A 24,590-nucleotide genomic window follows, 5' to 3' on the forward strand; every position below is an offset into this window, starting at 1 on the left:
GGGGCGAGTTACAGGTTCCCGTTGGCGATGTCCGCGACGCGCTGGGCGTCGAACAGGCGCTCGTCGGCGTCGTACAGGGTCCGCGCGAGGCGGTCCGTCACGACGAGGTTCGTGATGGGGCCCTGATAGAGCGCGCCGGCGCGGTAGACGTCGCCGTTCTGGACGGCGGTGAGTTCGCCCGCCACCTCGTGGTTTTCCATGAACGAGACCACGGTGTTCTGGAACTCCTCGCGTGTCTTGGCCTCCTGTCCGCGCACGAGGAGCACTTCGGGGTCGACCTCAAGCAGCGTCTCGAAGTCGACCGCGCCGCGGTTGCTGTAGAAGTCCCGCACCTCGGTCGTCGCGAGCGCGTCGTTGACTTTCAGGTCGTTGAGATGCTTGAAGCTCGTCCCCTCGTCGATGACGTAGGGGTAGAACTCCTCTGGCTCGTCGCCGCCGGCCCAGACGACCGCGGCCGAGGGTCGCTCGCCCTGCGCGGGGACGACCGGCGCGAGGTTCGACTGGAACTCCTCGTGGACCTGTTCGAACGCCTCGAAGCGGTCCTCGCGCTGGAACACCTGCGCGAACTTCTCGAACGCCTCGTAGAGGGTGTAGTAGCGGTAGTCCTCGTGCCACGCGTAGCCGCGCGAGAAGATGCTGTTGCCGAAGAACGGCCCGACCTGCGTGCTGATTTCCTCGATGTCGGCCTCGCTCCACTGGCCGCGGTTCAGGAGGAAGTTCGGGTCGGCGATGTGCACGTCCGCGTTCAGCTCGTAGAACTGCTCTTTGCCGACGCCGCTGTCTCCCCACAGCTGGCGGATGGACGACTTGTCGACGCTCACGTCCGGAATCTCGTCGTAGTACTGCGTGTGGTACCGGCCGGGGAGCCAAACGCCCATCGGCGCGTCGAGCCCGAGCGCGACGCCCATGTCGGCCCAACTGCCGTTGTTCGCAATCCACGCCTCCGGGACCGAGTCGAACGTGACCTCGCCGACCGGCTCTATCGACACCGAGTAGGACTCCGCTGCCTCGGTCGTCGTCTCTGTCTCGGTTTCGGTCTCCGTCGCCGCCTCGGTCGTCGCGGCCGTGGTCGTCTCGGGCTCGGACGCCGTCGTCGTCGTCTCCGACCCGCTCCCGCCGGTACAGCCGGCGAGCAGGCCGCCTGCGATGACCGCGCCGCCGTACTGGAGGTACTCGCGCCGCGTCGATTCCCGTCCGCTTTGTCCGTCGTTTGCCATGTCTTTTAGGCCTCCCTAAATGGTTAAAACGTCTTCGGAATTTAGGCGAGCCTAACTACCTTCGCGCGGGGCGGGGGAAGGAGGCGGCTCAGTCCGCCGCGTCGACGGGCGCTCTGACAGCGAGCACCGAGAGGTCCGAGTACGGCGTCGAGTCGGGGCCGCTCCCGCCGGCCGAATCGCGCAGGCCGCCGAGCGTGGTCCGGGTGATTCGCTCGTCGTCGTGGGTCAGTCGTTCGAGCACGAGCGCGTCCAGCGACTCGTCCGCGCCCGAATCGAGGAGGAACCCGGCGATGTCGCCCGGCATCCAGTCGAACGGTCGCGGCAGGACGAGCAGGTGGCGCTCGCCGGCCGCCTCGGCCAATCGGTCGAGGTCGGCGTCGAGCGACCCGCTTTTGTGGAGCGTGACGAACCGCGTGTCCTCCATCGGCGTCCGGGCGCGACTCGCGGCTATCTGGAGCGACGAGATGCCCGGAATCACCCGCACCGGCCGGTCGACGGCCCGCTGGACCTTCCCGAGGAACTGGTAGCCCGAGTGGTTCGGGTCGCCCATGAGCACCGCCGTCCCCCGGTCGCCGGCCGCGACGCGCCGCCCGAACTCGGCCAGCGCGTCGGCCTCGTCGGCGTAGCCGCAGGTGAGCAGGTCGGCGTCGGTCTCGTCGGCGACGAAGTCGACGACCGTCTCGAAGCCGACGACCACGTCGGCCTCTCGAATCGCCCGCCGCCCGCGGGGCGTCAGATACTCAAGATTCCCGGGGCCGACGCCGACCGCGTACACCGGCGCGGCGGCGTCCTCGGTACCGTCGGCGTCCTCGTCGCCCCCGTCGGTTTCGTCGATGCTCGGTTCGGGCGCGGCCGCGGCGAACGCCGCCGGGTCAGGTCCCGAATCGAGGTCGTACGGGTCGCTCTCGTCCTCACTCATGATTTGCGAGGTCTACGTCGCCGTTTCGCACGTCGCTGGCGACGTGAATCAGCTCGTTCGTGAGCGCGGCCGCGAGGCCGCTCCCGCCTCGTTTCCCGACGTTCGTCACCGCGGGCACGCCGTACTCGTCGGCTACGTCGCGGACGCGCTTCCTGCTTTCTTCGGCCTTCACGAAGCCGACGGGCGTCGCCACGACGGCCGCCGGTCGGGTTCCGTTCTCGATGCAGTCGCAGAGCGCCAACGCGGCGGTCGGCGCGTTGCCGACGACCGCGATAGCGCCGTCGTAGACGCCCTCCTTGTCGAGTTCGAGCACCGCGGCCGCGGTCCGGGTCATGCCCGTTTCGGCGGCGAGTTCGGCTCCGTTGCCGATTGCCTTCCGCACCTGGCAGTCGTGGCCGCGGCCGGTGATGCCGGCTTTCGCCATCGTGATGTCGGTCACGATGGGGCGCTCGTCGAGGACGGCCCTCGCGCCCGCGACGACCGGGTCGTTCTGGCACCGGATGAGGTGCTGGAACTCGATGTCGCCGGTCGAGTGGACCGCCTTCTGTCGGAGTCGGTCGTTAAGCGTCTCGTCGGGGACGAACGTCCGGACGATGTCCATGCTCGTCTCCGCGATGTCCATCGCTTCCTGCGTCGTCGCGCCGAGGTCGGCGTAGGCGTCTCGTTCAGTCATTGGATTGGGTCTGCGTCATCGCGTTCGTCGTGTTCGATTCGAGGTCGCCTTCGACGGAGAGGTTGATGTCCTGCAACCGCTCTCGCACGTCGTCGTCGGCGTCCCACAGGTCGCGGTCGATGGCTTCGAGGAACGTCGCGGTGATGCTTTCGAGCGCCCACGGGTTCACGTCGCGCAGCCACTCCTGTCGGTCCTCGTCGAAGGCGTAGGCGTCCGCGAGGTGCTCCCAGAGCGTGTCGCTGACGACGCCCGTGGTCGCGTCCCAGCCGAGCGCGACGTCGACCGTGGTCGAGAGGTCGCCCGCGCCCTTGTAGCCGTGTTCTTCCATGCTGTCGAGCCAGTCGGGATTGAGGACGCGTGCCCGCATCGCCTTGCGGACTTTCTCCTCGTTCGTGTAGACGCTGACGTTGTCGGGGTCGCTGGAGTCACCGACGTACGACGCCGGGTCGCTCCCGGAAATCTCACCGACCGCGGAGACGAACCCGCCGTGGAAGGCGTACCAGTCGGAGGAGTCGAACTCGTCCTGTTCGGCGGTGTCCTCGATTTTCACGGTCGCCTCGACCCCGCTCAAGCGGCGCTCGAAGGCGTCGTGGGCCTCGGTCACCTTGCCGCGACTCCCGAGGGCGTAGCCGCCCCACTGGACGAACACGTCCGCGAGGTCGCTCCGGTCGTCCCACTCGCCCTCGTCGACGGCCTTGTTCGTCCCCGCGCCGTAGCCGCCGGGCGTCGTCGTGAACACGCGGTGTTTGGCCAGTGTCTCGGCCTCGTCGGGGTCGACGCCCTCCGATTCGAACTCGGCGGCGTCCTCCTCGACGTGCTTTTTCACGTAGTTCATCTCGTGGGGCTCGTCGAGGTCGACCACCGCGTCGACGGCGTCGTTGACGACGCTCGCGGCCTGCGGGAACGCGTCGCGGAACAGCCCCGAGACGCGGGTCGTCACGTCGATTCGCGGCCGGTCGAGTTCGTCCAGCGGAATCGGCTCCACGTCGTCGACGCGGCCCGCGTCGGTCCACACCGGTTCGACGCCCATGAACGCGAGCACCTGCGCGATGGTCTCGCCGCGGGTCCGGACCGTCGGCGTCCCCCACGCGACGACCCCGAACTCCTCGGGGTACTCGCCGTGGTCGTCGTAGTGGCGGTCGAGGACGCCCTCGGCGACGCGCTCGCCGACGCTCCACGCCGGCTTGGCCGGGACTTTCCGCGGGTCGAGCGTGTAGAAGTTCCGCCCGGTCGGCAGCAGGTCCACCCCGCCGCGGGTCGGCGCGCCGGAGCCACCGGGGCGGACGTACTCGCCGTCGAGGGCGTCGGCGGTCTGCGGAATCTCGGCTTCCGCGGCCGCGACTCGCGGGGCTGCCTCGTCGCAGATGAACGCCAGCACCTCGCGGAGGTCGTCGTGCGCGCCGCGCTTGGCCCGCGCGTCCCCGAGTTGGTCGATATCGACCACGAGCAGGTTCATGTTCACCTCGTCGTCGGGGCCGGCGTCGACCTCCGACTCGGGCACGTCGAAGTCGCGTTCCGCGAGTGCGGAGACCAGTTCGACGCACTGGTCGTAGACGCGGTCTGCGGCCTCCGAGAGATACATCCCGAGGTCGTCGTCGTACGTCCCCGGCTCGTCCCGCATCCGGTCGTAGTCGACGCCCATGACGCCCGCGACGCTCTCGCGGAGACTCGGCGTGTCCGCGTTCGGGAGGCGGGTGAGCGCGACGAGGTACTCCACGAGTCGGTCGTTTGCGGGCGGTTCGCCCATCGTGTGGAGGCCCATCCGAATCTGCGTCGTCTTCACGTCGGTCAGGTACTCGTGGACGCGCTCGACGAGTTCGTCGAACTCGACTTCGGCCTCGTCGGAGCCGACATCGCCGTCCGCGCCGCGGATGGCCTCGGCGTCGTCGAACCCGAGTTCGACCGCGAGGTCGAGGTCGTCGACCGCGTCGACGAGGAGTTCGCGGAGTTGGTCGCCGCGCTCGGGGCGGGCCTCGTCCATGCCGGCCTCGCGGTACTCGCGGGCGAGTTCTTCGAGGTCCGCGAGGTCGTCGTAGGTTCCCGCGGTGCGCATGACCGGCGTGAGGTAGTCCACGATGGCCGCGTACGACCGGCGCTTGGCCTGCGTCCCCTCGCCGGGGTTGTTGATGATGTACGGGTAGACGTTCGGGAGGTCCGAAACCAGTTGGTCCGGCGCGCTCTCGCCGTTCAGCCCGACGGTCTTGCCGGGGAGCCATTCGAGGCTGCCGTGGGTGCCGAGGTGGACCACGGCGTCGGCCTCGAACGACTCGCGGAGCCACGCGTAGAACGCCACGTAGTCGTGCGGCGGCTGGAGGTCCGAATCGTGGTACACCTTCGAGGGGTCCATCCCGAAGCCGCGCGGGGGCTGGACGGTCACGAGGACGTTCTCGAACTCGACGCCCGGAATCGCAAACGGTCGCTCCGGCGGGTCGCCCCACTCCTCGACGACGTTGTCGCGGAAGCGGTCGTCGGCGTCTTCGAACCAGTCGGCGTACTGGTCGGGAGCCACCACGTCGACGCTCAGGTCCCGCACGTCCTCGGGGGCGACCCAGCGGTCGTCCAGCGTCAACTGCGAGGTGAGGTCGTCGATGAGCGCCTGCCCGTCCGCGGGGAGGTCACCGACGGCGTAGCCCCGCTCCCGGAGTTCGGACAGGAGGTTGACCGTGCTCTCGGGGCTGTCCATCCCGAAGGCGGTCCCGATGCCGTCGTCGCTCGGCGGGTAGTTGTGGAGGACGACCGCGACGTTCTTCTCGTCGTTCGGGAGGTGGCGGAGCCGCGCCCAGTTGACCGCGAGGCGGGCGACGTGGTCGACGCGGTCCTCGATGGGGAAGTGCTGTTTCGGCGCGCTCCCGACGCCCGCCTCGTCTTCCATCCGCTCTTTCCCGCTTATCGGGTGGGTGATGACGTTGCCGTCGAACTCGGGGAGCGCGACCGACAGCGCGAGTTCGAAGCCCATCACGCCCGTGTCGCTCGACTCGTAGCGGCTCCGAGAGCGCATGGTCGTGATGGCCTGCAACACGGGGACGCCGAGTTCGGTGAGGAACACGTCTTCGGCGGCCGACCCCTCGTCGTCGGCGTCGCGGCCCCGCTCGCTCATCGACAGCGAGAACATGAAGGAGCTGACGACGGCGTCGACGACGGGGCTGTCGTCGTCCGAAAACCAGTTCCGGGCGACCCACTCGGCGTTCTCCTGTCCCTCCTCGTCGGTCGCGGGGTTGCAGAACGCGGGTAAGACGTTCGCGCCGAGCGATTCGAGGCGCTCCACGAGCGCGTCCACGTACCGGGTGTTCGCGTGCGTCCAATGGGACTCGTAGAACCAGACGCCGATGGTCGGCTTGTCGGGGTCGTGCGTGTCGAGCAGTTCGTCGTACTCGACGCCGGGGTAGTCGGGGTGGTAGACGCCCTCTGTCGGGAGTTCGACAGGGTCGTCGACCTCGGTCTCGACGCCGGCGTACTCGGCGGCGAGGAACCGACAGAGGTTCTCGACGTTCACCGCGCCGCCGCGGTCGAGGTACTCGCAGACGCGCTCGCGGTCCGCGTCGGCGACGGTCGTGTCCCGGCGAGCGAAGGCGTCGCCCGTGGCCTTGACGACGAGCGGCACGCCCGCCGATTCGAGTCGTTCGACCGCGTGGTCGTAGCCGGGCATGCTGTCTTCGGCCCCGTGGAGCCAGAAGACGGCCGCCGTCGTCGACTCCAACTCGTCGACGAAGGCGTCCGCGTCGCTCACGTCGTCCAAGTCGCTCGCGGAGCGGACGACGAGGTCGATTCCGTCGAGTCGGCGCGCGGCCCGCTGGACCGCGCCCAACTCGTTTTCGGTCGCTGTGTACAGTCCGATTGTCGGTGTCATTGATAAAGTGTTATTGTCTTACTGCAACTACGTTTTCGTATTCGATGACGACTCAGACGCTTCCGTTCTCGGCTATCGTCGGCCAAGACGAACTGAAACGGGCGTTGTTGGCGGTCGGAGCCAACGACGACCTCGACGGCCTGCTCGTCCGCGGCGAGAAGGGCACCGCGAAGTCGACCGCGGTCCGCGCGCTTTCGGACCTCCTGCCCGAACAGGCGGTCGTCGCGGACTGTCCGTACGGCTGCCCGCCGGACCCGGACGACCCGGCCCGCCAGTGCGACTCGTGTCGGGCCCGCGACGACCCCGCGGTCGAACGCCGGTCGGTCCCGCTCGTGACGCTCCCGCTCGGCGCGACCCGCGACCGGGTCGCGGGCACGCTCTCCGTCGCCGACGCGCTGGACGGCGAGGCGTCGTTCGACCCCGGGCTCTTGGCCCGCGCGAACCGCGGCATCCTCTACGTGGACGAGGTGAATCTCCTCGACGACCACCTCGTCGACCTGCTCTTGGACGCGGCCGCGAGCGGCGTCAACCGCGTCGAGCGCGACGGGATGAGCGTCGAACACCCCGCCGAGTTCACGCTCGTCGGGACGATGAACCCCGAGGAGGGCGACCTCCGCCCTCAGCTCCGGGACCGCTTCGCCCTCCAGGCGACCGTCGTCGGCAGCCGCGACATCGACGACCGCGTGGAGATTATCGACCGGGCGCTGGCGGGCGGCGACGACCCGGCGACGGCCGGCGACGCCCACCGCGAGGAGACCGCGGCGCTCGAAACCGCGCTCCGCGAGGCGACGGCCCGCCTCGACTCGGTCGCCCTCCCGACCGAGTTCAAACGCGACATCGCGGAACTCTGCGTCGACGCCGGCGTCGAGGGCCACCGCGCCGACATCGCCATCGCCCGTGCGGCCCGAACGCTCGCGGCGCTCGACGGCCGGACGAAGGTGCTCGAAAGCGACGTGCGCGAAGCGGCCGCCCTCGCGCTCCCGCATCGACTTCAGAGCCGCCCGTTCGACGACGACCCGGACGTCGACGACGTGCTCGACGACCACTTCGACGAGGACGAAGACCGGGACGACGACGGGGGCGGCGACGCTAACGACGGGGACGGTGAGGGTGACGATGCGGGCGATGCCGACGACGGCGGGAGTGACGACGGCGACGCCAGCGACGGCGAGGAACGCGCCGAGGGAGGCGACAGCGACGCCGACGCCGACGATTCCGACGGCGACGCCCCCGGCGCGGCTCCCGACTCTGACGCCGGGGACGACGACGCCGGGGATGACGACCGAGGCGGCGAGGTCGGCGGAGCCGACGAGCGCGGACCCGAAGACGGTGGTTCGGAAGGCGAAAATTCCGAAGACGGCGATACCGACGACTCCGGCGACGACCCCGACGAGGCCACGCCGCTTCTCCCCGGTCAGAACCGGGCCGCGGTTGGCGACGCCGACCGGCCGCCGGTCGAGGACGCGGGCCTCGACGCGGAGACGCCGGGTGACGGCAGCCGCGCCGCGGTTCGGGAGTCGCGTCAGGGTCGAGGCTCGCGGGTACGAACCGAACCGGCGACCGAGACCGACGACATCGACGTGCCGGCGTCGGTCCGGGCCGCCGCCTCGGCCGGCCGGTCCCGCGTCACCCGGTCGGACCTCAGAACCGCGGTCTCCCGCGGGTCGGCCGCGACGCTCGTCGTGTTCGTCGTGGACGCGAGCGCGTCGATGCGCGCCGCGATGCGGCAGGCGAAGGGAACCGTGCTGTCGCTCCTCGAAGACGCCTACGAGCAACGCGACGAGGTCGCGTTCGTCGCCGTCGCGGGCGACGAGGCCGAGGTGTTGCTCCCGCCGACCGACAGCGTGACGCTGGCGGCGCGGCACCTGAAGGAGCTTCCGACGGGCGACCGGACGCCGCTTCCCTCCGGGTTGGACGCCGCTCGCCGGGTCATCGACCGCTCGGACGCCGACGCCGCGCTCGTCGTCGTCGTCACCGACGGCCGGGTTACCGTCGCGGACGGCAGCCCCACCGGACAGACCCGGTCGGCGGCGCGGAGCCTCGCCACCGCCGACGCGTCGGTCGTCGTCGTCGACGCCGGCGACGACGGCATCGGCGTGACCGACATCCTCGTCTCCGAAACGGACGCGCGGCGCATCCCGCTTTCCGACCTGTCGGCCGAGCGGGTCGCTGAGGCCGAGCGCTTCGCGGACGGGCAGTAGCGGGGTATCGCTCGTCTCGTGTCGCATGGTTTCTTCTATCGAATCGGTCGCGTGCGGAGTCGGTAGGCTCCGCGCGTGACGCCCTCGTCGTGGTACTCGACCGGCTCTTCGACCACCGCGAGGACGCCCCCACCCGCGGCGACCGCGGTCGGGATGCCGGGGAGGTCGTCGGTCCGGACGTGCCCCGCCGTCGCACCGAACGTGTGGACGCCGTGGCGGTCGGCCTCTCGCTCCCGGAAGTGCTGGGCGGACGGTACGAAGACCCGCGAGCCGGCCGCGACGGCGGCGCGCGCGAACCCGCCGGTGTCGCGGGTCCACAGGCGCTCGCCCCCATCGACGGAGACGCCGACCGCGGTGTGTTCGTCGGGATGTCGCGCGTCCGGGTCGCGGGTCGACTCCGCGAACGTGTTCCCCGTGACGAAGGCGGCGGTTTCGCCGGCGACGCAGACGTGGGTCGGATAGGCGTAGACGGTCTCGTCGCCGACGCGCCGCTCGGTGGCGAGGTCGAGTCGCCACCGCTCGCTCCCCTCGAAATCGAGGAGGTAGCCGCGTTTGTCGCCGTGGCTGGCGACGGCCAGCGCGTCGCCCGCGAACGCCACGTCCCCGACCCGCCGGTCGCCGTCGGTGCCGGGGTCCCACGACGCGACTCGCCCTCCGGTGTGGGCGTCGAGGAGCACGAGACCGTCCTGTTCGGGGTTCGGACAGCGGTTGTACGCGACGGCGACGCGGTCCCCCTCGGCGGCGACCGCGATGGGCGAGGCGTGGACGCGTCTGCGCCACGCGACCTGGCCGTCGCGGCCGAACCCGAGGACGACGCTCCGCCAGACTCGCTCGTCGCCGTCGCGTTCGTACCGTCGGGCGGCGACGACGACTCTGTCGCCCGTCACCGCGAGGTCGACGACGTAGGGTCGGAAGAACAGCGAGTCTCTCGCCGCGGTGCCAACGTCGTCGGTCGTCGCGTACGTCCAGCGCGCGTCGCCCGTCTCGGCGTCGAGGACGCGAACGAGTCCGTCGCCGCCGCGCTCGCCGACGACGAGGAAGTCGTCGGCGGCGGCCATCGACACGACGGGGTTGTCGCCGCGCGCCTCCCAGCGGTCGTCGGTGTCGGATGCGGAGTCGGCAGCGGCTTCCAGCGCGACGACGCGGCCGGCCGCGGTTCCGACGAAGACGGCGTCGTCGGTCGCGGCGACCGCCGAGCGCGTCCAGTTGTGGCGACTGCTCGCGGGGTCGACTTCACCGAGGTCGCGGCGGGCCGAGAGTGGAGCCGATGGCATCGGTTCAGTCCTCGACGGGGAAGGCGTCGTGAAGCGTGTGGTGGGCCTCTCCGAGGTCGTCGAGCAGCGCGTCCGTGCCCTCGCGGAGACGGCGAAGCGACCGTTCGGCATCGCGGACGGCGACGAGTCGGCCGCGGAGGTAGCCGGCCTGCGGGTCGTCGTCGTCGATTCGCGTCGCCTCCGATTCGAGGTCGACGAGCGCGGCGTCGAGATGTCGCTGGGCCTCGTCGAGCGTGGTCGCGTTCGCGAGCGCCTGAATCGGGCCGGGGTCGGCGTCGCCGAGGTAGTCTTCGAGTTCGGCTTCGGCGTGTCGCTTCGCGTGTTCGTCGGTCGTTCCGGTGATGTTCAACAGCGCCAGTCGGAGCGCTTCGAGTTCTGCGCAGGCCATGATTAGAGTGATTGGTGGACGAGGTTCGAGACGATGCGGTCCCGTTCGAGGTGGGACGAGACGATGCGGTCGGTGTCGTCGGGCGTCACGCCGCCGTACCAGACGCTGTCGGGGTAGACGGCGACGATTGGGCCGTCGCCGCACTGGCCGAGACACGAACTCCGGGAGACGTGTACGTCGCAGTCGTCGGCGTCGCGCACGCCCTGTCTGAGTTGTTCGAGGACGGTCGCCGCGCCGCTCGCGGCGCAGGTCTGGTTCGTGCAGACCGCGACGTGCTTCTCGGGGGCGTCGTGGACGTGCGGGTCGTCGTCAACGTCGCTCCGGTCGGCGTGTTCCGCCTGGTGGACGAGCGAGCGAAGCATCGCGCGAGCGCCGCCCTCGTCGTCCTCGTAGCCGGCGAGTTCGACCTTGTATTTGCAGGTGTCGCAGGACATCTCGACGCTCCCCGACCGCGCCTCTCGGTAGCGGTCGGCGAGCGTCTCGACCACCCGGTCGTCCGTGCCGAGCGGTCCCGACGCGCCGGCGTCGACGTAGGGGTACTCCTCGTCGAACGTCTCGGCTTTGTCCACGATTCGCCCCGTCAACACGCCGTCGCCGAGCATGTACGGGAGGACGACGACGGCGTCCGGGCGGTCCTTAGCGACGGTGTGAAGCGTCTCCTCAAGCCGGGGCGTCGTGACGCCGATGAACGCCGATTCGACGCGGGTGAACTCTCGGCCCTCGTACAGCAGACGCGCCAGTTTGTGCACGTCGCCGTTCGAGTCGGGGTCGCTCGACCCGCGGGCGCAGAGGACGACCGCCACGTCGTCGTCCTCGCGGTCGACGCCGAGGTCGGACTCGACCGCCTGCACTCGCTCGTCCAGCAGGTCGACGAGCGACGGGTGGATGCCGAGGTGCGAGCCGAACCGGAACTCGGTGTCGTCGTGGGTCGCGCGGGCCCGCTGGACCGCCAGCGGCACGTCGTTTTTGACGTGGCTCGCGGCGAAAAGCGAGAGGGGGACGACGGTCATCGTCCGGCAGGTCGGAGCCATCGACTCGATTGCGTCGTCTATCGACGGCTCGGCGAGTTCGATGTACGCCGCGTCCACCGGGACCGACAGTTTGGACTCCAGCTTCGCGGCGAGCGTCCGCACCTGCTCGTTGGACTCCTCGCGGCGCGAGCCGTGGCCGACGAGGAGCACCGCGTCGTCGTCGAGCGCCGGGTCGGGTCGTTCGAGACTCATGCGTTTTCCGCCTCTTCGAGGCTTCTGACGAGCTTTCGACGCCGCGTCGGCGCGAACAGGTTCGTCTCGTCGCTGCCCTCGTAGACCCATTCACCGAAGTCGGCGGCCGCGTCGTCGTCGATGCCGAACCAGTAGCCGCCAGAGGAGGTCTCGCCAATCTCGCCGGTCGGTGCGTCGACCGGGCAGGCGTCGAGCAGTCGGTCCACGGTTTCGAGGAGCGCCCGGTCGTCGTGGACGAACGAGATGCCGACCGTCCCCGACGAGGACTTGAAACAGACCGTCCCGCAGGATTCGAGCAGGCCGCGGAGGAGCTGTTTTCGCCGGGCGTCGAACACGTCGAAGCGGTAGCCGCCGGCGTCGTCGCCGACGGGGAGCCCGAACGCGGCGCTCGCGCTTCGCACCACGTCGCCGTCGACCGTCACGCGGTACTCGTCTTTCACGCGGGTGACGGCGGTGTTGTGCGCGTATTCTCGTGCCGTCTCTCGCCGGTCGATTTCGCCGCCGCCAGCGATGGCCGCGAGGCGGTTCGCGCAGGTCTCATCGCTCGTCGACACGGTGAACTGCGCCTGTTCGACCGCTCCGCCGCCGGCGACGTGACCCCAGAGATAGGCCGTCTCGGGCGCGCTTTTCAGGAGGTCGTCAGCGGGGGCGACGCCGGAATCCACGCTCGCGTCCGCGGCCGAGTCGTCGGCGTTCGCGTCGCTCATGCGTCCACCTCCCGGACCGAAATCGCGCCCGGCGGACAGGCTCGTGCCGCGAGTGTCGCGTCGTCGTCGCCGTCCGCTTCGGCATCTCCTTCGAGGACGGCGACGACGCGCCCGCCCGTCTGCTCGACGCTCACGACGCCGGCCGCATCGGGGTCGATTGTTGCGAGTCCGTCGTCGTCCTCGACGAACCGCCCGTCGCGGGCGAGACAGGCGAAGATGCCGTCGCAGGCGTCTCGGTCGATTTCGATTTCGAACATCTCAGTACTCGTATTTCTGCTCGTAGCCCCGCGGCGTCACCATCCGGTCGTCCCAGACGTACGTCTCCTCGTTGCCGACCAGCAGCGTCGTCGTCATGTCCACGAGGTCGGTCTCGCCGAGGTCGGGCAGGTCGCCGAGTTCGACGATTTCGACTTCCTCGTCGTCGCGGCCCGCGCCGTGGACGATGCCGACCGGCGTGTCTGGCGCGCGGTGTTCGAGGAGAATCTCGCAACATTTCTCGTAGTTCGACCGGCGCTTGCGGCTCCACGGGTTGTAGATGGCGATGGTGAAGCCCTCCTTGGCGGCCGCGTGAAGCCGCGACTCGATGGTCGGCATCGAGGTCAGGTGGTCCGAGAGGCTGATGGTCACGGTGTCGTTGACGAGCGGCGCGCCCAGTCGGGCCGCACAGGACTGCGCCGCCGGGACGCCCGCGACCACGTCGAACTCGACCATGCTCGCGGTCGCGCCCTTCGATTCGAGGATTTCGAGCGCGAGGCCGGCCAGCGCGTAGACGTTGGGGTCACCGCTCCCGACGATAGCCACGTCGTTGCCGGCGAGCGCCCGGTCGACCGCCTCCTCGGTCCGAGAGACCTCACCGCACATCGGCGTCGAGTAGAGGTCGTCTGCGCCCTCGACGATGTCGTCGGGGAGAAGTTCGATGTAGGTCGTGTAGCCGACGATGTGGTCGGCCTCGCGGAGCGTGTCTTTCGCCAGCGTCGTCATCTCGCTCGCGCGGCCGGGACCGAGGCCGACGGCGACGAGTTGCCCCGGCTCGCCGTCGAAGTCCTCGATGGTCGCTTCGACCTTCTCTGCGGTCTGTTCCTTCTTCGACCCGCCCGAACTGCCGCCGCATTTCGAAGATGACTCGCCATCGGACTTCGAGGAGGATGCGCCGCACTTCGAGGTCGTGTCCGACTCGGCCTCCGTCTTTGTCCCGCCGCACTTCGATTCCGATTCCGATTCAGTCGATTCAGTCGATTCGGTCGTTGCGCCGCCACAGTTCGATTCGGTTGTCGTGTCTGAGTCGCTCATGGGTTAGAAGTCGTCGACGTCGCGCCCGCCGCGGGGCGTGACGAGGTACGTTTGGTAGTCGTTGCTCCAGGGTTCGGTCTCGTGGGTGCCGATGAGAATCGAGGTTCCCATCCCGCCCACGTCGTCGTCGTGGGCCTTCGCGTCGCCGAGGGTCGTCACCGAGAACGTCTCGTCGTCCAGATTCCGGCCGGCCTCGCCGCGGCCGGCGTCGTTGAAGATGCCGACCGGCACGTCGTCGGCCCGCTCCTCGCGGACCACGTCGATGGCGCGTTCGTAGTTGCGCCAGCAGTTGTACAGGACGATGACGAAGCCGCTGATGGCGGCCGCGCGCAGTTTCTCCTCGATTTCGTCCCAGCCGCGCCACTTGTCGGACAGCGAGACCGTACAGAAGTCGTTCGACAGCGGCGCGCCCATCATGGCCGCGCCGCCGAGCGCCGCGGTGACGCCGGGGACGATTTCGATTGGCACGTCGGTCGCCTCGTCGCCTTTCGCCATCGTGAACACGAGGTCGGACTTCCCGTAGACGTTGGGGTCGCCGCCGGAGACGTGGACCACGTCCTCGCCGTCGCGGACGCGCTCGAACGCCTCGCGGGTCAGTTCGACCTGCTTTCCCATCGACGAGCGGACGACCTCCGGCCCGTCGTCGCTCCCCTCGGGCGGGAGGGTTCCGTCGTCGCGGAGGAACTCCTGATAGAGGTTCGAAGCGACGACGCAGTCCGAGGTGGAAATGAGTTCCTTCGCCTGCTTCGTCATGTGGTCCGGGAGGCCGGGACCGATGCCGACGACGTAGAGGGTCCCGTAGTCGTCGGGGACCTCGTCGCGGTCGTCGGACGCCGGTTCAGTCGCTGACTCGGTCGCCGGTTCGGTCGGCTCGCGACCGTCGTTCATCGTCCCACCGCCACGGTCACGGCGTCGTCGTAGCGCTGCTTTTCGACGACCAGTTCGTGGTCGCGGCCGCCGGCGATGGCGCTCGCCTCGGCGATGCCGGGCCAGCCGATGAGTTCCTTCGACCGCGAGGGCGTCGGCCCCTCGAACTCGGTCAGCGTCTCCTTTTCGAAGTAGACGACGCCCGCGCCGATTTCCTCGGCCGCGTCGAGCATCCCCGGTTCGTCCGCCTTTCGCGTGCCGGTCGCGACGAAGTCGATGTCGTCCCAGTCGTAGTCGGCGTCGTCGAGCGCTTGCTCCCACGCCGTCAGGAACTGCGCTTTCTTCGCGCCGGAGACGCTCCCGGTTCCGAGGACGACGCCGTCGCCGCCGTTGCGCTTCAGGACCGTCACGTCGTCGTCGACGAGGACCGCCTTCGGGCCGTCGAGTCGGGCGACGGGACCGAGTTCGTCGTTGAGGACGGCGAGGTTCGTCGCCACGGTCGAATCGCCGTTGACGACGTGGGAGTCGAGCGCCTTCGCCTTGCTCTCGACGCCCTGTTTGCCCGCGGCCTCAGAGGCGGTCGTCATCGCCGGGACGGCCCCGAGTTTCGAGAGGTCGTGGGCGACCTGATTCGCGCCGTGGTGGCCGCCGGTGAGCGGAATCGCCCACGTCAGTTCCTCGTCGACGACGACGACCGCCGGGTCCTCCCACTTGTCGTCGAGGAGGCCGGCGGTCTTCCGCATGGCGATGCCGCTGGCCATGAGGCCGACGAAGCAGTCGTACTCGCCCCAGTGGTCGGCGAACACGTCGCCGTGGTAGGTGAGGACGTCTATCCGGTCGTAGTCGTCCGCGAGGTCGCGCTTGATTTCCTCGGCCGTGTCGAGCTTTCGTTCGAAGCTGACGATGGCGATTTCGTCGGCAACCTCGCCGTCGCTGTCTGGCGTTTGACAGTGGCCGCTTCCGGAGTCGGTGTCCGAGTTGGTGTCTGTGTCACTCATTGTCTGGCTCCTGTGTTTCGGTGTCGGGTTCGTCGTTCGGTGCGTCGCCGCCGCGGGCCCAGTCGCCGTAGAGGAACGACCGCTCGTACGCCGAGCCGTTCACCGCCTCGCCGATGATGACGAGCGCCGAGGCGCGGTAGCCCGCGTCTTCGACCCGCTCGCCGATGGTCTCGATGGTGCCCTCGATGACGTCTTCGTCCGGCCACGAGGCGTGGTAGACGACCGCGACGGGCGTGTCTGGGTCGTGGCCCTCGTCCAGCAGGCGGTCCATCGTCTCCGACACGGCGTGGGTGCCGAGGTAGATACAGACCGTGGTGTCACCGAAGCCGACGAAGTCGCTGATGTGGTCCTCCTCGGCCGAGAGCGTCCGGCCCCGCGGCCGGGTGAAGACGACGTGATTCGAGACCTCGTTGAGCGTCAACTGGGTGCGGAGCGTCGCGCTCGCGGCGAACGCCGAGGTGACGCCGGGAACGAGGTAGCTCGGCACGCCAGCCTCGGCCAGCGCGTCCATCTGCTCCAAGGCGGCCCCGTAAATCGCCGGGTCGCCGCTGTGGAGTCTGACGACGGTTCGGCCCGACTCGTAGGCGTCGGCCATCAGCGGAATCAGCTCTTCGAGGTCCTTGCCGACGCTGTTGACCCGCTCGGCGTCGGCGCAGAACTCGTCCAACAGTTCGCTGTTGACGAGCGACCCCGCGTGCACCACGAGGTCGGCGTCCTCGACGAGTTTCCGCCCGGCGACGGTGAGCAAGTCCGGGTCGCCCGGGCCCGCGCCGACGAAGGGGATTCCCTCCTCGTCGGTGAAGCCGGTGTCCGCCTCGCCGTCCGCGCTCACGCCGACCCCCCCGATTCGACGCCGTCGAACTCGGCGGTCGCCACGTCGCGCTCGACGCCCTCGCGCTCGGCGTAGGCCAGCGTGTAGTAGTCGCGCTCCGCGAGTTCGTCGGGGTCGTCGGTGACGACCGTCTCGCCCTGCTCCATGAACAGGCGGCGGCCGAAGCGAACGTCGTAGCCCGCTTCGGTCAGCTTCTCGTGGGTCGCCGGCGCGTCGGTGACCTTGAACAGCACCATGCGGTCGGGGCCGGTCGGCGCGGCACCGTTGGCGGCCTCGCGGAGCGCCAGCCCGGTTCCGGATTCGATTTCGACGCCGAGCGCGGTCGTGAAGGCCGTCATCGCGCTCACGCCGGGGACGACTTCGAGGTCGATGTCGGGGTGGAACGCGTCGAGGGTGCGGCGGAGGTGGCCGAACGTCGAGTAGACGTTGGGGTCGCCGAGGGTCACGAACGCCACGTCCTCGGAGTCGGCGCGGGCGGCCACCTCGGCGGCGGCCTCCTTCCACGCGCGGCGGAGTTCGTCGGGGTCGCGCGTCATCGGGAAGTCGAGGTCACCGATGCGCTCCTCGGGGACGTGGTTCAGCGCGACCGTCCGCGAGAGGCGGCCGGGCGAGTAAACCACCGCCGCCGATTCGAGCAGGCGTTTCCCCTTGACCGTCACGAGGTCGGCCTCGCCCGGGCCGAGTCCGATGCCGTAGACGGTCATAGCCCCTCCGCGTCGCGTCGGCCGACGACGACGTACACCGGGTTGTTCGACCGGAAACTCGTCGCGCCGGCGAGTTCGTAGCCGTGGCTCACCTGCATCTGGACGACCGCCGAGAGCAGGCCGCGCTCGCGGAACGCCTCGATGGCGTCGCCGGCGGGTTCGACCCGCGAGACGTTCATGACGATTCGGTCGACGCCGGTCTCGACGGCGTGGTCCAACACGGCTTCGAAGTTCCGACTGCCGCCGACGAACATCGCGTCGGCGTCGGCCGGGAGACCGTCGGGAGCCTCCGCCTCGCGGAGCGTCACGTCGGCGTCGTAGTCGTTCGCCGCGAGGTTCTTCCGCGTCACGTCCAGTCGGTCCGGCTTGCGCTCGACGGCGGTCACGCGCTCGACCCGCCGGGCCGCCTCGATGGTGACCGAGCCGGTACAGGAGCCGACGTCGACGAAGTGGTCCGTCGGCCGCAAGCCGAGTTTATCGAGCGTGACCGCTCTTACCTCCGGTTTCGTGGGTCCCGCCTTGGCGTCGTGCGGGAGCGTTACCTGTGACATTCGACTCGACAATCCCGGCGCGGTTTGAAAACAATTGTGCTTGTTGTACCACAAACAAGGTTTCATAAAATCCGCCCCGGAGTTATTAAATCGAGATTGCTGAAACACAATCTCGCTTGTTCTCGAAAGTTTTACAACTGTGCTTGGTTTTCATCAACCCGAGTTTACCATGGCTACGGCGAACACCGTCAACGGTCGCATCGAACGCGCACGAACGGAACTGACCCCCGCGCAGATGGCTGCCGGTTCCCTCTTTATCGTCGCGCTGGGCTTTACGCTCCTGTTCGTGCAGGACCCGCTCGTCCACGACTCGCTGCACAACTTCCGCCACGCGGCCGGCATCGCCTGCCACTGACGATGTTCGGGGAGTACCTGACGCGGGGAGTGAAGGCGGGGGTCGTCGCCGGACTGGTGTTCGGACTGTTCATGGCCGTCGTCGCCAACCCGCTCGTCGGCTACGCGGACGACCTGAACCACGCGACAGTCGAGGAGAGCGGACATACTCACGAGGCCGAAAGCGCCCACAGTCACGAGGCCGAGGGGGCTCACAGCCACGAGTCCGGTGACCCCCACGCCGGCGAGAGCGGCGGCCATCACGACACCGCGGTGTCGATGGCGGTCACGAAAGCCGTGAGCGTCGCGGCCGGCGGGCTGTGGGGCGTCGTGCTCGGCGGCGCGTTCTTCGGGGTCGCCTTTTTCTTCCTCGAACCGGCGATTCCCGGACCCGACGCCGCGAAGAGCTATCTGATGGGATTCGCGGGGTTCGTCACCGTTTCGGGCGCGCCGTGGTTGGTGCTCCCGCCGGTCGCGCCGGGGGCGGAACAGTCGCTCTCGACGGCGACGCGGCTCCCGCTCTACGCCGGGATGATGCTCGCCGGGGCGCTCGCCTGCCTCTCGGCCGGCTACGTCTACACCCGCCTGCGCGAGTCGCGGGGCCTCGGTGCGGCTCTCGTCGGCGCGGCCGTCCCGTTCGGCCTGCTCGCGGTGCTGGCCGTCGTCGCCCCCGAAAACGCGGTTCGCGGGGCGCTGTCGCCGGCGCTCGAAACCGGACTCACCGGCCTGTTCGCGTTCGGACAGGTCCTCCTGTGGCTGGTCCTCGCGGCGGCGCACGCGCGGTTCCGGCCGTCGAGTGAGTCCGAGCCCGAACCGGGGATTCCGACCGCCGGCCGGGACTCGGCTCCCGCGGCCGACTGATGCGCGACCGAACCGACGAGGTCCGCGAGCACGGCTTTACCGACCACGTGTTGGTCTGTACGAACGGCCGCGAGTCCGAGTACGCCGACTGCGCCGAGGCCGACGGCCCGGCGGTGTACGACGCGGTGACCTCGTGGTTGCGCGACCGTGGCGTCTTCTGGTCGCGGGTCCACGTTGCAGAAACGAGCTGTCTCGGCCTCTGTAGTGCGGACGGGGCCGCGGTCGCCATCCACCCTCGAAACCGGTGGTACTCGGACGTTCGCCCGGACGACGTGCCGGCGCTGTTGGCCGAGGAGTTCGGTCCCGACGCGTCGAACCTCGGCGTTCGACCCCGCGACTGACCGTCCCGGGGACGACCGTCGGTGTCTGCGCCGCGCCGTTCTCACCGCCTCTTGCCGTTCCCTCCCCGACGCGGGCGGGGTTGAACGCAGAACAATAATATCGGTGCACACCTGATTACGGTCCATGGACGAGAAGGACCTTCGAATCCTCAAGGCCATCGGGACGCTCGAATCGGGGAGTCCCGACCGGATAACCGAGGAGACGGGCATCCCGAAGTCGACCGTTCACTACCGCCTCGAACGGCTCCAAGAGCAGGGCATCATCAAAAACGACATCTTCGATATCGACTTCGAGAAGGCCGGGCTGAACCTCACGCTCATCACCGAGGTCTGGGCCGAGTACGGCTCGGAGTACCACAAGGAGGTCGGCGACAAACTCGGGGAGGTGCCCGGCGTCAACGAGGTGTACTTCACGCTCGGCGACACCGACTTCGTCCTGATTTCGCATCTCGCCTCGCGCTCGATGGTCGAGGACCTCATCTCCGAGTTCGAGGAGATAGACGAGATTTCGCGGACGAGTTCGACGTTCGTCATCACGACCATCAAGGACGAGCCGAACCCGCTGAACGACTACGAACTCGAAGAACTGAAAGCGGCGCTTCTCCCCGACGTGTCGTAACGCGGCCCGTGCCGTATCCGCACGAACCCCGCCGCACCGCCTTTCGACCGCCGGAAGCGAAATCGAATCAGTCTTCGAGCTGCTGGGCGCTCAGGTGCGCCTTCGCTTCCGTCCGGGTCGGCAGCCCGCCGGCGACGGCCAGCAGGACGACGCCGAGCAGACACCAGCCGCCGACCATCGCCCACTCGTAGGGCCACGCCAGCGCCGAGGGCGAGCCGGGGAGGTAGAGGCCGACGAAGAACACGGTCAACAGCAGCCCGAGCGTGCCGACCGCGTAGCCCGCCGGCAGCTTGAACGGCCGGTCGAAGTCGGGGTCGCGGTACCGGAGCACGAGGAACGAAACGACGACGAGAAGCCACGCCGTCACCATGCCGAGCCCGCCGGCGTTGACGACCCACACGAGCATCTGCTCGCCGAACAGGGGCGCGAGCGCCGCGAGGCCGCCGACGAGCACGATTGCGGTCGACGGCGTGTCGTGGTCGTCGTGAATCGTCGCGAGCTTCTCGGGGAGCATGTGCGAGTCGGCCATCGCGTAGATGGCGCGGCTGGCTCCGAGGACGAACCCGTTCCAGCTCGTGAGGATGCCCGCGAGGCCGGCCAGCGCCATGATGCGGCCGATGGTCACGCTGTCGAACGCGATTTCCATCGCCGTCGCGGCGGGGAGCGAACTCTCGACGAGCGTCGTGCCCGTGGCGACCTGCCCGGCCGCCCAGATGACGGCGATGTAGAACGCGGCGGCGCAGGCGACCGAGAGCCCGATGAGCCCGCCGAGGAGCTTCGGTGACACGTCGGCCTCGCCCGCGGCCTGCGGGATCACGTCGAAGCCGACGAACATGAACGGCGTCATGATGGCGACCGTGAACACGCCGCCGATGCCGGCTCCCGCGAGCGGCGGCGACGACGGCGACGTGCCGTTGAACAGCGCGCCGAGAAGGAGCGTCAGCCCCGACAGCGTGATGACGAGCGCGAGAATCGCCTGGAACTGCGCCGCCGGCCGGACACCCCGATAATTGAGGTACGTGATAACCACGGAGCCGATGACGCCCGTCGCGACCCACGTACCGTAGACCGGCTGGCCGGCGACCGTCCAGAGTTCGAACACGTTGAAGCCGGGGACGATGTACGCGAGGGCGCTCGGCAGCGCGACCGCCTCGAACGCGACGACGCTGATGTAGCCGAAGATTATCGCCCACGTACAGGCGAACGAGCCGGCCGGCCCCAACGCCCGCATGCTGTAAACGTGCTCGCCGCCGACGAACGGCATCGCGGAGGCGAGTTCGCCGTAGATGAGCGAGACGACGGTCACCATGAACCCGCCGAGGACGAACGCCGAGATAGCGCCGGTGACGCCGCTTTGGTCGATGAAGTACCCCGTCTGCACGATCCAACCCCATCCGATCATCGCTCCGAGTGCGAGCACGAACACGTCGCGCTTCGAGAGGACGCGTGAGAGTTCTCCTGTCATGGTTATGAGTGACATCACCACATTCTAACTTACCCACTATATATCTTGCTGTGTTCAATTTTTAGTCTCTATTAGAAACACAGTTCAATAGTAATCCGTCATCTGGGACGACAAATCGAGCGACGATTCACCGGAAAATCGCCAAACGGCCGTCGGTTCGAATAGTAGTCAACTCGTCGAGCAGAAAGAAACGGCGTCCGCGCTCGATTCGCGTTCCGGGCGTCGTCGCGGGCGTCGCGCCCGGTGTCGCGTTGGGTGTCGCTCCGGGTGCTGGGTCGGGCGTCGTCGCGCTTACTCGTCGGCGGGCGCGTCCTCGACCCAGACCGTCTTCGTGTTGACGAACTCCCGAATCCCGTGCCGGGAGAGTTCGGTCCCGTAGCCCGAGTCCTTCGTCCCGCTGAACGGGACCCGCGGGTCAGACGCGACGACGTGATTGACCGCGACGTTACCCGCGGTGAGCTTCGTCGTGAGCGCCTCGCCGCGTTCGGCGTCGGCCGTCCAGACGCTCGCGCCGAGGCCGTAGGGCGTGTCGTTCGCCACGCGGACCGCCTCCGCCTCGTCTTCGACTCTGATGACGGTGGCGACGGGGCCGAACAGTTCCTCGGTCCTCGCGGGCGCGTCCTCGGGCACGTCGGTCAGCACCGTCGGCGGGTAGTAGTGGCCGGGTCGGTCCAGCGGTTCGCCGCCGAGGCGGAGCGTCGCGCCGGCCTCGACGGACGCCGTGACCTGCTCGTGGAGCGTCTCCATGAGGTCCGCCCGCGCCTGCGGCCCCACGTCGGTCTCGGGGTCGGTGGGGTCGCCGACGGTCAGTGCGCGCATCTCCTCGGTGAAGCGCTCGACGAACTCGTCGTAGACGGCCTCGTGGACGAGAAAGCGCTTCGCGGCGATACACGACTGGCCGTTGTTCTGCGTTCGCGCCCGTGCGGCCCGCTTCGCGGTCGCTTCGAGCGGCGCGTCGTCGAGGACGACGAAGGGGTCGCTCCCGCCGAGTTCGAGCACCGTCGGCTTGAGTTCGCGGCCGCTCGTCTCCGCGACGGCCCGCCCGGCGCGGGTGCTCCCCGTCAGGCTGACGCCCCGAACTCGGTCGTCTTCGATGACGCCGGCGACGCGCTCGGCGGGAATCCGGAGCGAGGTGAACACGTCGTCGGGGTAGCCCGCCCGCTCGAAGACGGAGGCGATTGCGTCGGCGCAGCCGAAGACGTTCGGCGCGTGCTTGAGCACGGCGACGTTTCCGGCGGTGATGTGCGGGGCCGCGAACCGGAACACCTGCCAGAACGGGAAGTTCCACGGCATCACCGCGAGCACCGGGCCGATTGGCTCGTAGGAGACGTACGTCTTCGACCCCGGCACGGTGCCGATGTGCTCGTCCTGCAGGAACTCCGACGCGTGTTCGGCGTAGTAGTCGCAGACCCACGCGCACTTTTCGACCTCGGAGACCGCCTGCTCGACGGGTTTGCCCATCTCCTCGGTCATCAGCGTCGCGTACTCCTCGCTGTGTTCGCGCAGCACGTCGGCCGCGGCCGCGAGCAGTTTCTCGCGCCGCGAAATCGGCGTCTCGCGCCACGATTCGAACCGGTCCCACGCGGCGTCCAATCGCGCGTCGACCGTCGCTTCGTCGTGTTCCTCGTGCGTCTCGATGACCTCCTCGGTCGCGGGGTTGATGGATTTCATGGTCGGCTCTCGGGAGCGCGGCGGTCGCTCGTCGCTCCCGCTTGGGCCCACTGTCGTCCCATATGTTGATAAATGTTCCAGACGCAGCAGAATACTCGGACTGTGTTCAAAACACGTCGGTGACGAACGCAGTCGAGTACGGAGCTCCCAGGCGCGTTCGAGTCTGGAACGACCGCCCTCGTCCCGACACACCTGCAGTGTTCTGGATGATATTCCACACAGAACAATTTATTAGGATTCAGTTTAGAACTTGTGTTCATGAGAGAACGGACGACGAACTCGTCGGTCGAGGCGGCGTACGACGACTACCTCATGCCGATTTGGAAATCACTGAACGTCCCGGTCGAGCGGGCGTCCGGCTGTACCCTCGAAGACTTCGACGGCAACGAGTATCTCGACGTGTTCTCGGGCATCTCGGTGACGAACGTCGGACACAACAACGAGGCGGTCGTCGAGGCCGCCACGGAGCAGTTGGAGGAGTTCGTCCACGGCTGTTCGTACGTCCATCCGAACCGGCCGGTGGCCGACCTCGCCGAGACCATCGCCGAGGTGACGCCGGGCGACCTCCAGAAGACCTTCTTCTGTAACTCCGGCACCGAAGCCGTCGAGGGAGCTATCAAACTCGCCCGGAAGTACACCGGCTCCAAGGAGGTCATCTCGCTGGAGATGGGCTTCCACGGCCGCACCCTCGGCAGCCTCGCGCTCACCGGCAACAGGGCCTACAAGCAGGACATGGCCCCGACCATCAACGACGTGGCTCACACCGCGCCGCCGTACGCCTACCGCTGTCCCCGCTGTGACGGCGACACCTGCGGCGCGGACTGCGCGGACGCGCTCGAACGAGTCATCGGCTCGCACACCAGCGGCGACCTCGCGGCGGTCGTCGTCGAACCCGTCATGGGCGAGGCCGGCATCGTCGTTCCCTCGGAGGCGTGGCTCAAGCGTGTTCGGGACATCGCCCACGACCACGGCGCGCTCCTCATCGCCGACGAGGTCCAGACCGGCTACGGCCGCACCGGCGAACTGTTCGCCAGCGAGCAGTTCGGCGTCGAACCGGACATCCTGACGCAGGCGAAGGGCATCGCCAACGGCCTGCCCCTCGGCGCGTTCACGGCCCCCGCGGACATCGCGGACGCGTTCGGCTCCGGCGACCACCTCTCGACGTTCGGCGGCAACCCCGTCGCCTGCGCGGCCGCGCTGGCGACCATCGAGGAACTCCAGAACGGTATCGTCGACAACGCCCGCGAGAACGGCGAGTGGCTCTCGGCCGAACTCGCCACGCTCGAATCCGACTACGACGTGGTCGGCGAGGCCCGCGGCCTCGGGCTGATGCAGGGCATCGAACTCGTGGACCCCGAGACGACCGGCCCGCAGCACGTCGCGCCCGCCCCGGACAAGGAACTCGCGGCCGCGGTCGGCAAGCACCTCCGCGAGGAGTCCAACGTCGTCATGGGCGTCGGTGGCTACTACAAGAACGTCATGCGCTTCCAGCCGCCGCTGACGATTTCGCAGGCGCAGCTCGGCGAGGCCGTCGACGCGCTCCGAACCGCGCTGGACGACCTGGCCTGAGTCGCCTGCGTCGACCGCGACACCCGCTCACGGCCTCGTT

Annotated in this window: 23 protein-coding genes; 6 read left to right on the plus strand and 17 right to left on the minus strand. The window is 68.7% G+C overall.

From position 1 onward, the window contains the following. Positions 1-8 precede the first annotated feature (8 nt). The 4 genes from E4P24_RS18280 to cobN all read right to left on the minus strand — a co-directional run bounded on the left by E4P24_RS18280 (position 9) and on the right by cobN (position 6,656). Positions 9-1,217 (minus strand): ABC transporter substrate-binding protein, encoded by a 1,209-nt coding sequence (locus E4P24_RS18280; RefSeq protein WP_008605878.1) that lies wholly within the window; start codon positions 1,215-1,217, stop codon positions 9-11. An 88-nt stretch (positions 1,218-1,305) separates the two neighbouring features. Beyond that, entirely contained in the window at positions 1,306-2,136 is an 831-nt protein-coding gene (locus E4P24_RS18285) for a cobalt-precorrin-7 (C(5))-methyltransferase (RefSeq protein ID WP_188148994.1), read from the minus strand. Next, entirely contained in the window at positions 2,129-2,809 is a 681-nt protein-coding gene (locus E4P24_RS18290; RefSeq protein WP_115803580.1) for a precorrin-8X methylmutase, read from the minus strand. The genes E4P24_RS18285 and E4P24_RS18290 overlap by 8 nt, the downstream gene beginning before the upstream one ends. Beyond that, positions 2,802-6,656 carry a cobaltochelatase subunit CobN gene (gene cobN / locus E4P24_RS18295; protein WP_188148995.1) on the minus strand — a complete coding sequence of 1,285 codons (3,855 nt, stop codon included), beginning with the start codon at positions 6,654-6,656 and terminating at the stop codon, positions 2,802-2,804. The genes E4P24_RS18290 and cobN overlap by 8 nt, the downstream gene beginning before the upstream one ends. A 44-nt stretch (positions 6,657-6,700) precedes the next feature. Between cobN and E4P24_RS18300 the strand changes: the two genes are divergently transcribed. After that, on the plus strand, positions 6,701-8,857 hold the full coding sequence (locus E4P24_RS18300) for a VWA domain-containing protein (protein WP_188148996.1): 2,157 nt from the start codon (positions 6,701-6,703) through the stop codon (positions 8,855-8,857). A 35-nt stretch (positions 8,858-8,892) separates the two neighbouring features. Here the strand turns inward: E4P24_RS18300 and E4P24_RS18305 are convergent, their stop codons facing one another. From E4P24_RS18305 to cbiT, 11 genes are read right to left on the minus strand one after another with little or no spacing between them, the layout of a single operon-like run. Beyond that, a complete protein-coding gene (locus E4P24_RS18305; RefSeq protein WP_188148997.1) occupies positions 8,893-10,131 on the minus strand; it encodes a PQQ-binding-like beta-propeller repeat protein in 1,239 nt (412 codons plus the stop codon). Positions 10,132-10,135: 4 nt separating this feature from the next. After that, positions 10,136-10,519: a DUF3209 family protein gene (locus tag E4P24_RS18310; RefSeq protein WP_004041101.1), complete on the minus strand. Its 384-nt coding sequence runs from the start codon at positions 10,517-10,519 to the stop codon at positions 10,136-10,138. Positions 10,520-10,521: 2 nt separating this feature from the next. Next, complete coding sequence (locus tag E4P24_RS18315; RefSeq protein WP_188148998.1) at positions 10,522-11,742, minus strand: CbiX/SirB N-terminal domain-containing protein; 1,221 nt, start codon at positions 11,740-11,742, stop codon at positions 10,522-10,524. Further along, positions 11,739-12,449 (minus strand): cobalamin biosynthesis protein, encoded by a 711-nt coding sequence (locus tag E4P24_RS18320; protein WP_188148999.1) that lies wholly within the window; start codon positions 12,447-12,449, stop codon positions 11,739-11,741. The genes E4P24_RS18315 and E4P24_RS18320 overlap by 4 nt, the downstream gene beginning before the upstream one ends. Further along, a complete protein-coding gene (locus tag E4P24_RS18325) occupies positions 12,446-12,706 on the minus strand; it encodes a ferredoxin (RefSeq protein ID WP_188149000.1) in 261 nt (86 codons plus the stop codon). The genes E4P24_RS18320 and E4P24_RS18325 overlap by 4 nt, the downstream gene beginning before the upstream one ends. A 1-nt stretch (position 12,707) precedes the next feature. Next, positions 12,708-13,739: a precorrin-3B C(17)-methyltransferase gene (cobJ, locus tag E4P24_RS18330; RefSeq protein WP_188149001.1), complete on the minus strand. Its 1,032-nt coding sequence runs from the start codon at positions 13,737-13,739 to the stop codon at positions 12,708-12,710. A gap of 3 nt (positions 13,740-13,742) precedes the next feature. Further along, the gene (locus E4P24_RS18335) at positions 13,743-14,627 is read right to left on the minus strand and encodes a precorrin-3B C(17)-methyltransferase (RefSeq protein ID WP_188149002.1); all 885 of its coding nucleotides are present in this window, start codon (positions 14,625-14,627) and stop codon (positions 13,743-13,745) included. After that, positions 14,624-15,604 (minus strand): cobalt-precorrin 5A hydrolase, encoded by a 981-nt coding sequence (gene cbiG, locus E4P24_RS18340; RefSeq protein WP_188149003.1) that lies wholly within the window; start codon positions 15,602-15,604, stop codon positions 14,624-14,626. Before cbiG ends, E4P24_RS18335 begins: the two co-directional genes overlap by 4 nt. Beyond that, positions 15,597-16,436 carry a precorrin-4 C(11)-methyltransferase gene (gene cobM / locus E4P24_RS18345; RefSeq protein WP_004041094.1) on the minus strand — a complete coding sequence of 280 codons (840 nt, stop codon included), beginning with the start codon at positions 16,434-16,436 and terminating at the stop codon, positions 15,597-15,599. The genes cbiG and cobM overlap by 8 nt, the downstream gene beginning before the upstream one ends. After that, on the minus strand, positions 16,433-17,140 hold the full coding sequence (locus tag E4P24_RS18350; protein ID WP_006600012.1) for a cobalt-factor II C(20)-methyltransferase: 708 nt from the start codon (positions 17,138-17,140) through the stop codon (positions 16,433-16,435). Before E4P24_RS18350 ends, cobM begins: the two co-directional genes overlap by 4 nt. Beyond that, the gene (gene cbiT, locus E4P24_RS18355; RefSeq protein WP_004061742.1) at positions 17,137-17,691 is read right to left on the minus strand and encodes a precorrin-6Y C5,15-methyltransferase (decarboxylating) subunit CbiT; all 555 of its coding nucleotides are present in this window, start codon (positions 17,689-17,691) and stop codon (positions 17,137-17,139) included. The genes E4P24_RS18350 and cbiT overlap by 4 nt, the downstream gene beginning before the upstream one ends. Before the next feature lie 169 nt (positions 17,692-17,860). Here cbiT and E4P24_RS18360 point away from each other — a divergent pair, with 169 nt between their 5' ends. The 4 genes from E4P24_RS18360 (at position 17,861) to E4P24_RS18375 (ending at position 19,845) form a co-directional block, all read left to right on the plus strand. Further along, positions 17,861-18,046, plus strand: a complete 186-nt coding sequence (locus E4P24_RS18360; protein ID WP_004041091.1) for a CbtB domain-containing protein — start codon at positions 17,861-17,863, stop codon at positions 18,044-18,046. A gap of 2 nt (positions 18,047-18,048) precedes the next feature. Next, the gene (locus tag E4P24_RS18365; protein ID WP_188149004.1) at positions 18,049-18,885 is read left to right on the plus strand and encodes a CbtA family protein; all 837 of its coding nucleotides are present in this window, start codon (positions 18,049-18,051) and stop codon (positions 18,883-18,885) included. Next, positions 18,885-19,226 carry a ferredoxin gene (locus tag E4P24_RS18370; RefSeq protein ID WP_006600010.1) on the plus strand — a complete coding sequence of 114 codons (342 nt, stop codon included), beginning with the start codon at positions 18,885-18,887 and terminating at the stop codon, positions 19,224-19,226. The genes E4P24_RS18365 and E4P24_RS18370 overlap by 1 nt, the downstream gene beginning before the upstream one ends. 124 nt (positions 19,227-19,350) lie before the next feature. After that, positions 19,351-19,845, plus strand: coding sequence for an Lrp/AsnC family transcriptional regulator (locus E4P24_RS18375; protein WP_004041088.1), 495 nt, complete (start codon positions 19,351-19,353; stop codon positions 19,843-19,845). 67 nt (positions 19,846-19,912) lie between these two features. Here the strand turns inward: E4P24_RS18375 and E4P24_RS18380 are convergent, their stop codons facing one another. Beyond that, on the minus strand, positions 19,913-21,325 hold the full coding sequence (locus E4P24_RS18380; protein WP_188149005.1) for an APC family permease: 1,413 nt from the start codon (positions 21,323-21,325) through the stop codon (positions 19,913-19,915). Between the two features lie 276 nt (positions 21,326-21,601). Further along, complete coding sequence (locus E4P24_RS18385; RefSeq protein WP_004041086.1) at positions 21,602-22,981, minus strand: NAD-dependent succinate-semialdehyde dehydrogenase; 1,380 nt, start codon at positions 22,979-22,981, stop codon at positions 21,602-21,604. Between the two features lie 258 nt (positions 22,982-23,239). On the opposite strand from E4P24_RS18385, the gene E4P24_RS18390 reads away from it, so the two are divergent. Beyond that, positions 23,240-24,550: an aspartate aminotransferase family protein gene (locus E4P24_RS18390; RefSeq protein ID WP_188149006.1), complete on the plus strand. Its 1,311-nt coding sequence runs from the start codon at positions 23,240-23,242 to the stop codon at positions 24,548-24,550. Positions 24,551-24,590: the final 40 nt, after the last annotated feature.

Source organism: Haloferax sp. AS1, from assembly GCF_014530665.1.
Classification (GTDB): Archaea; Halobacteriota; Halobacteria; order Halobacteriales; family Haloferacaceae; genus Haloferax; species Haloferax volcanii.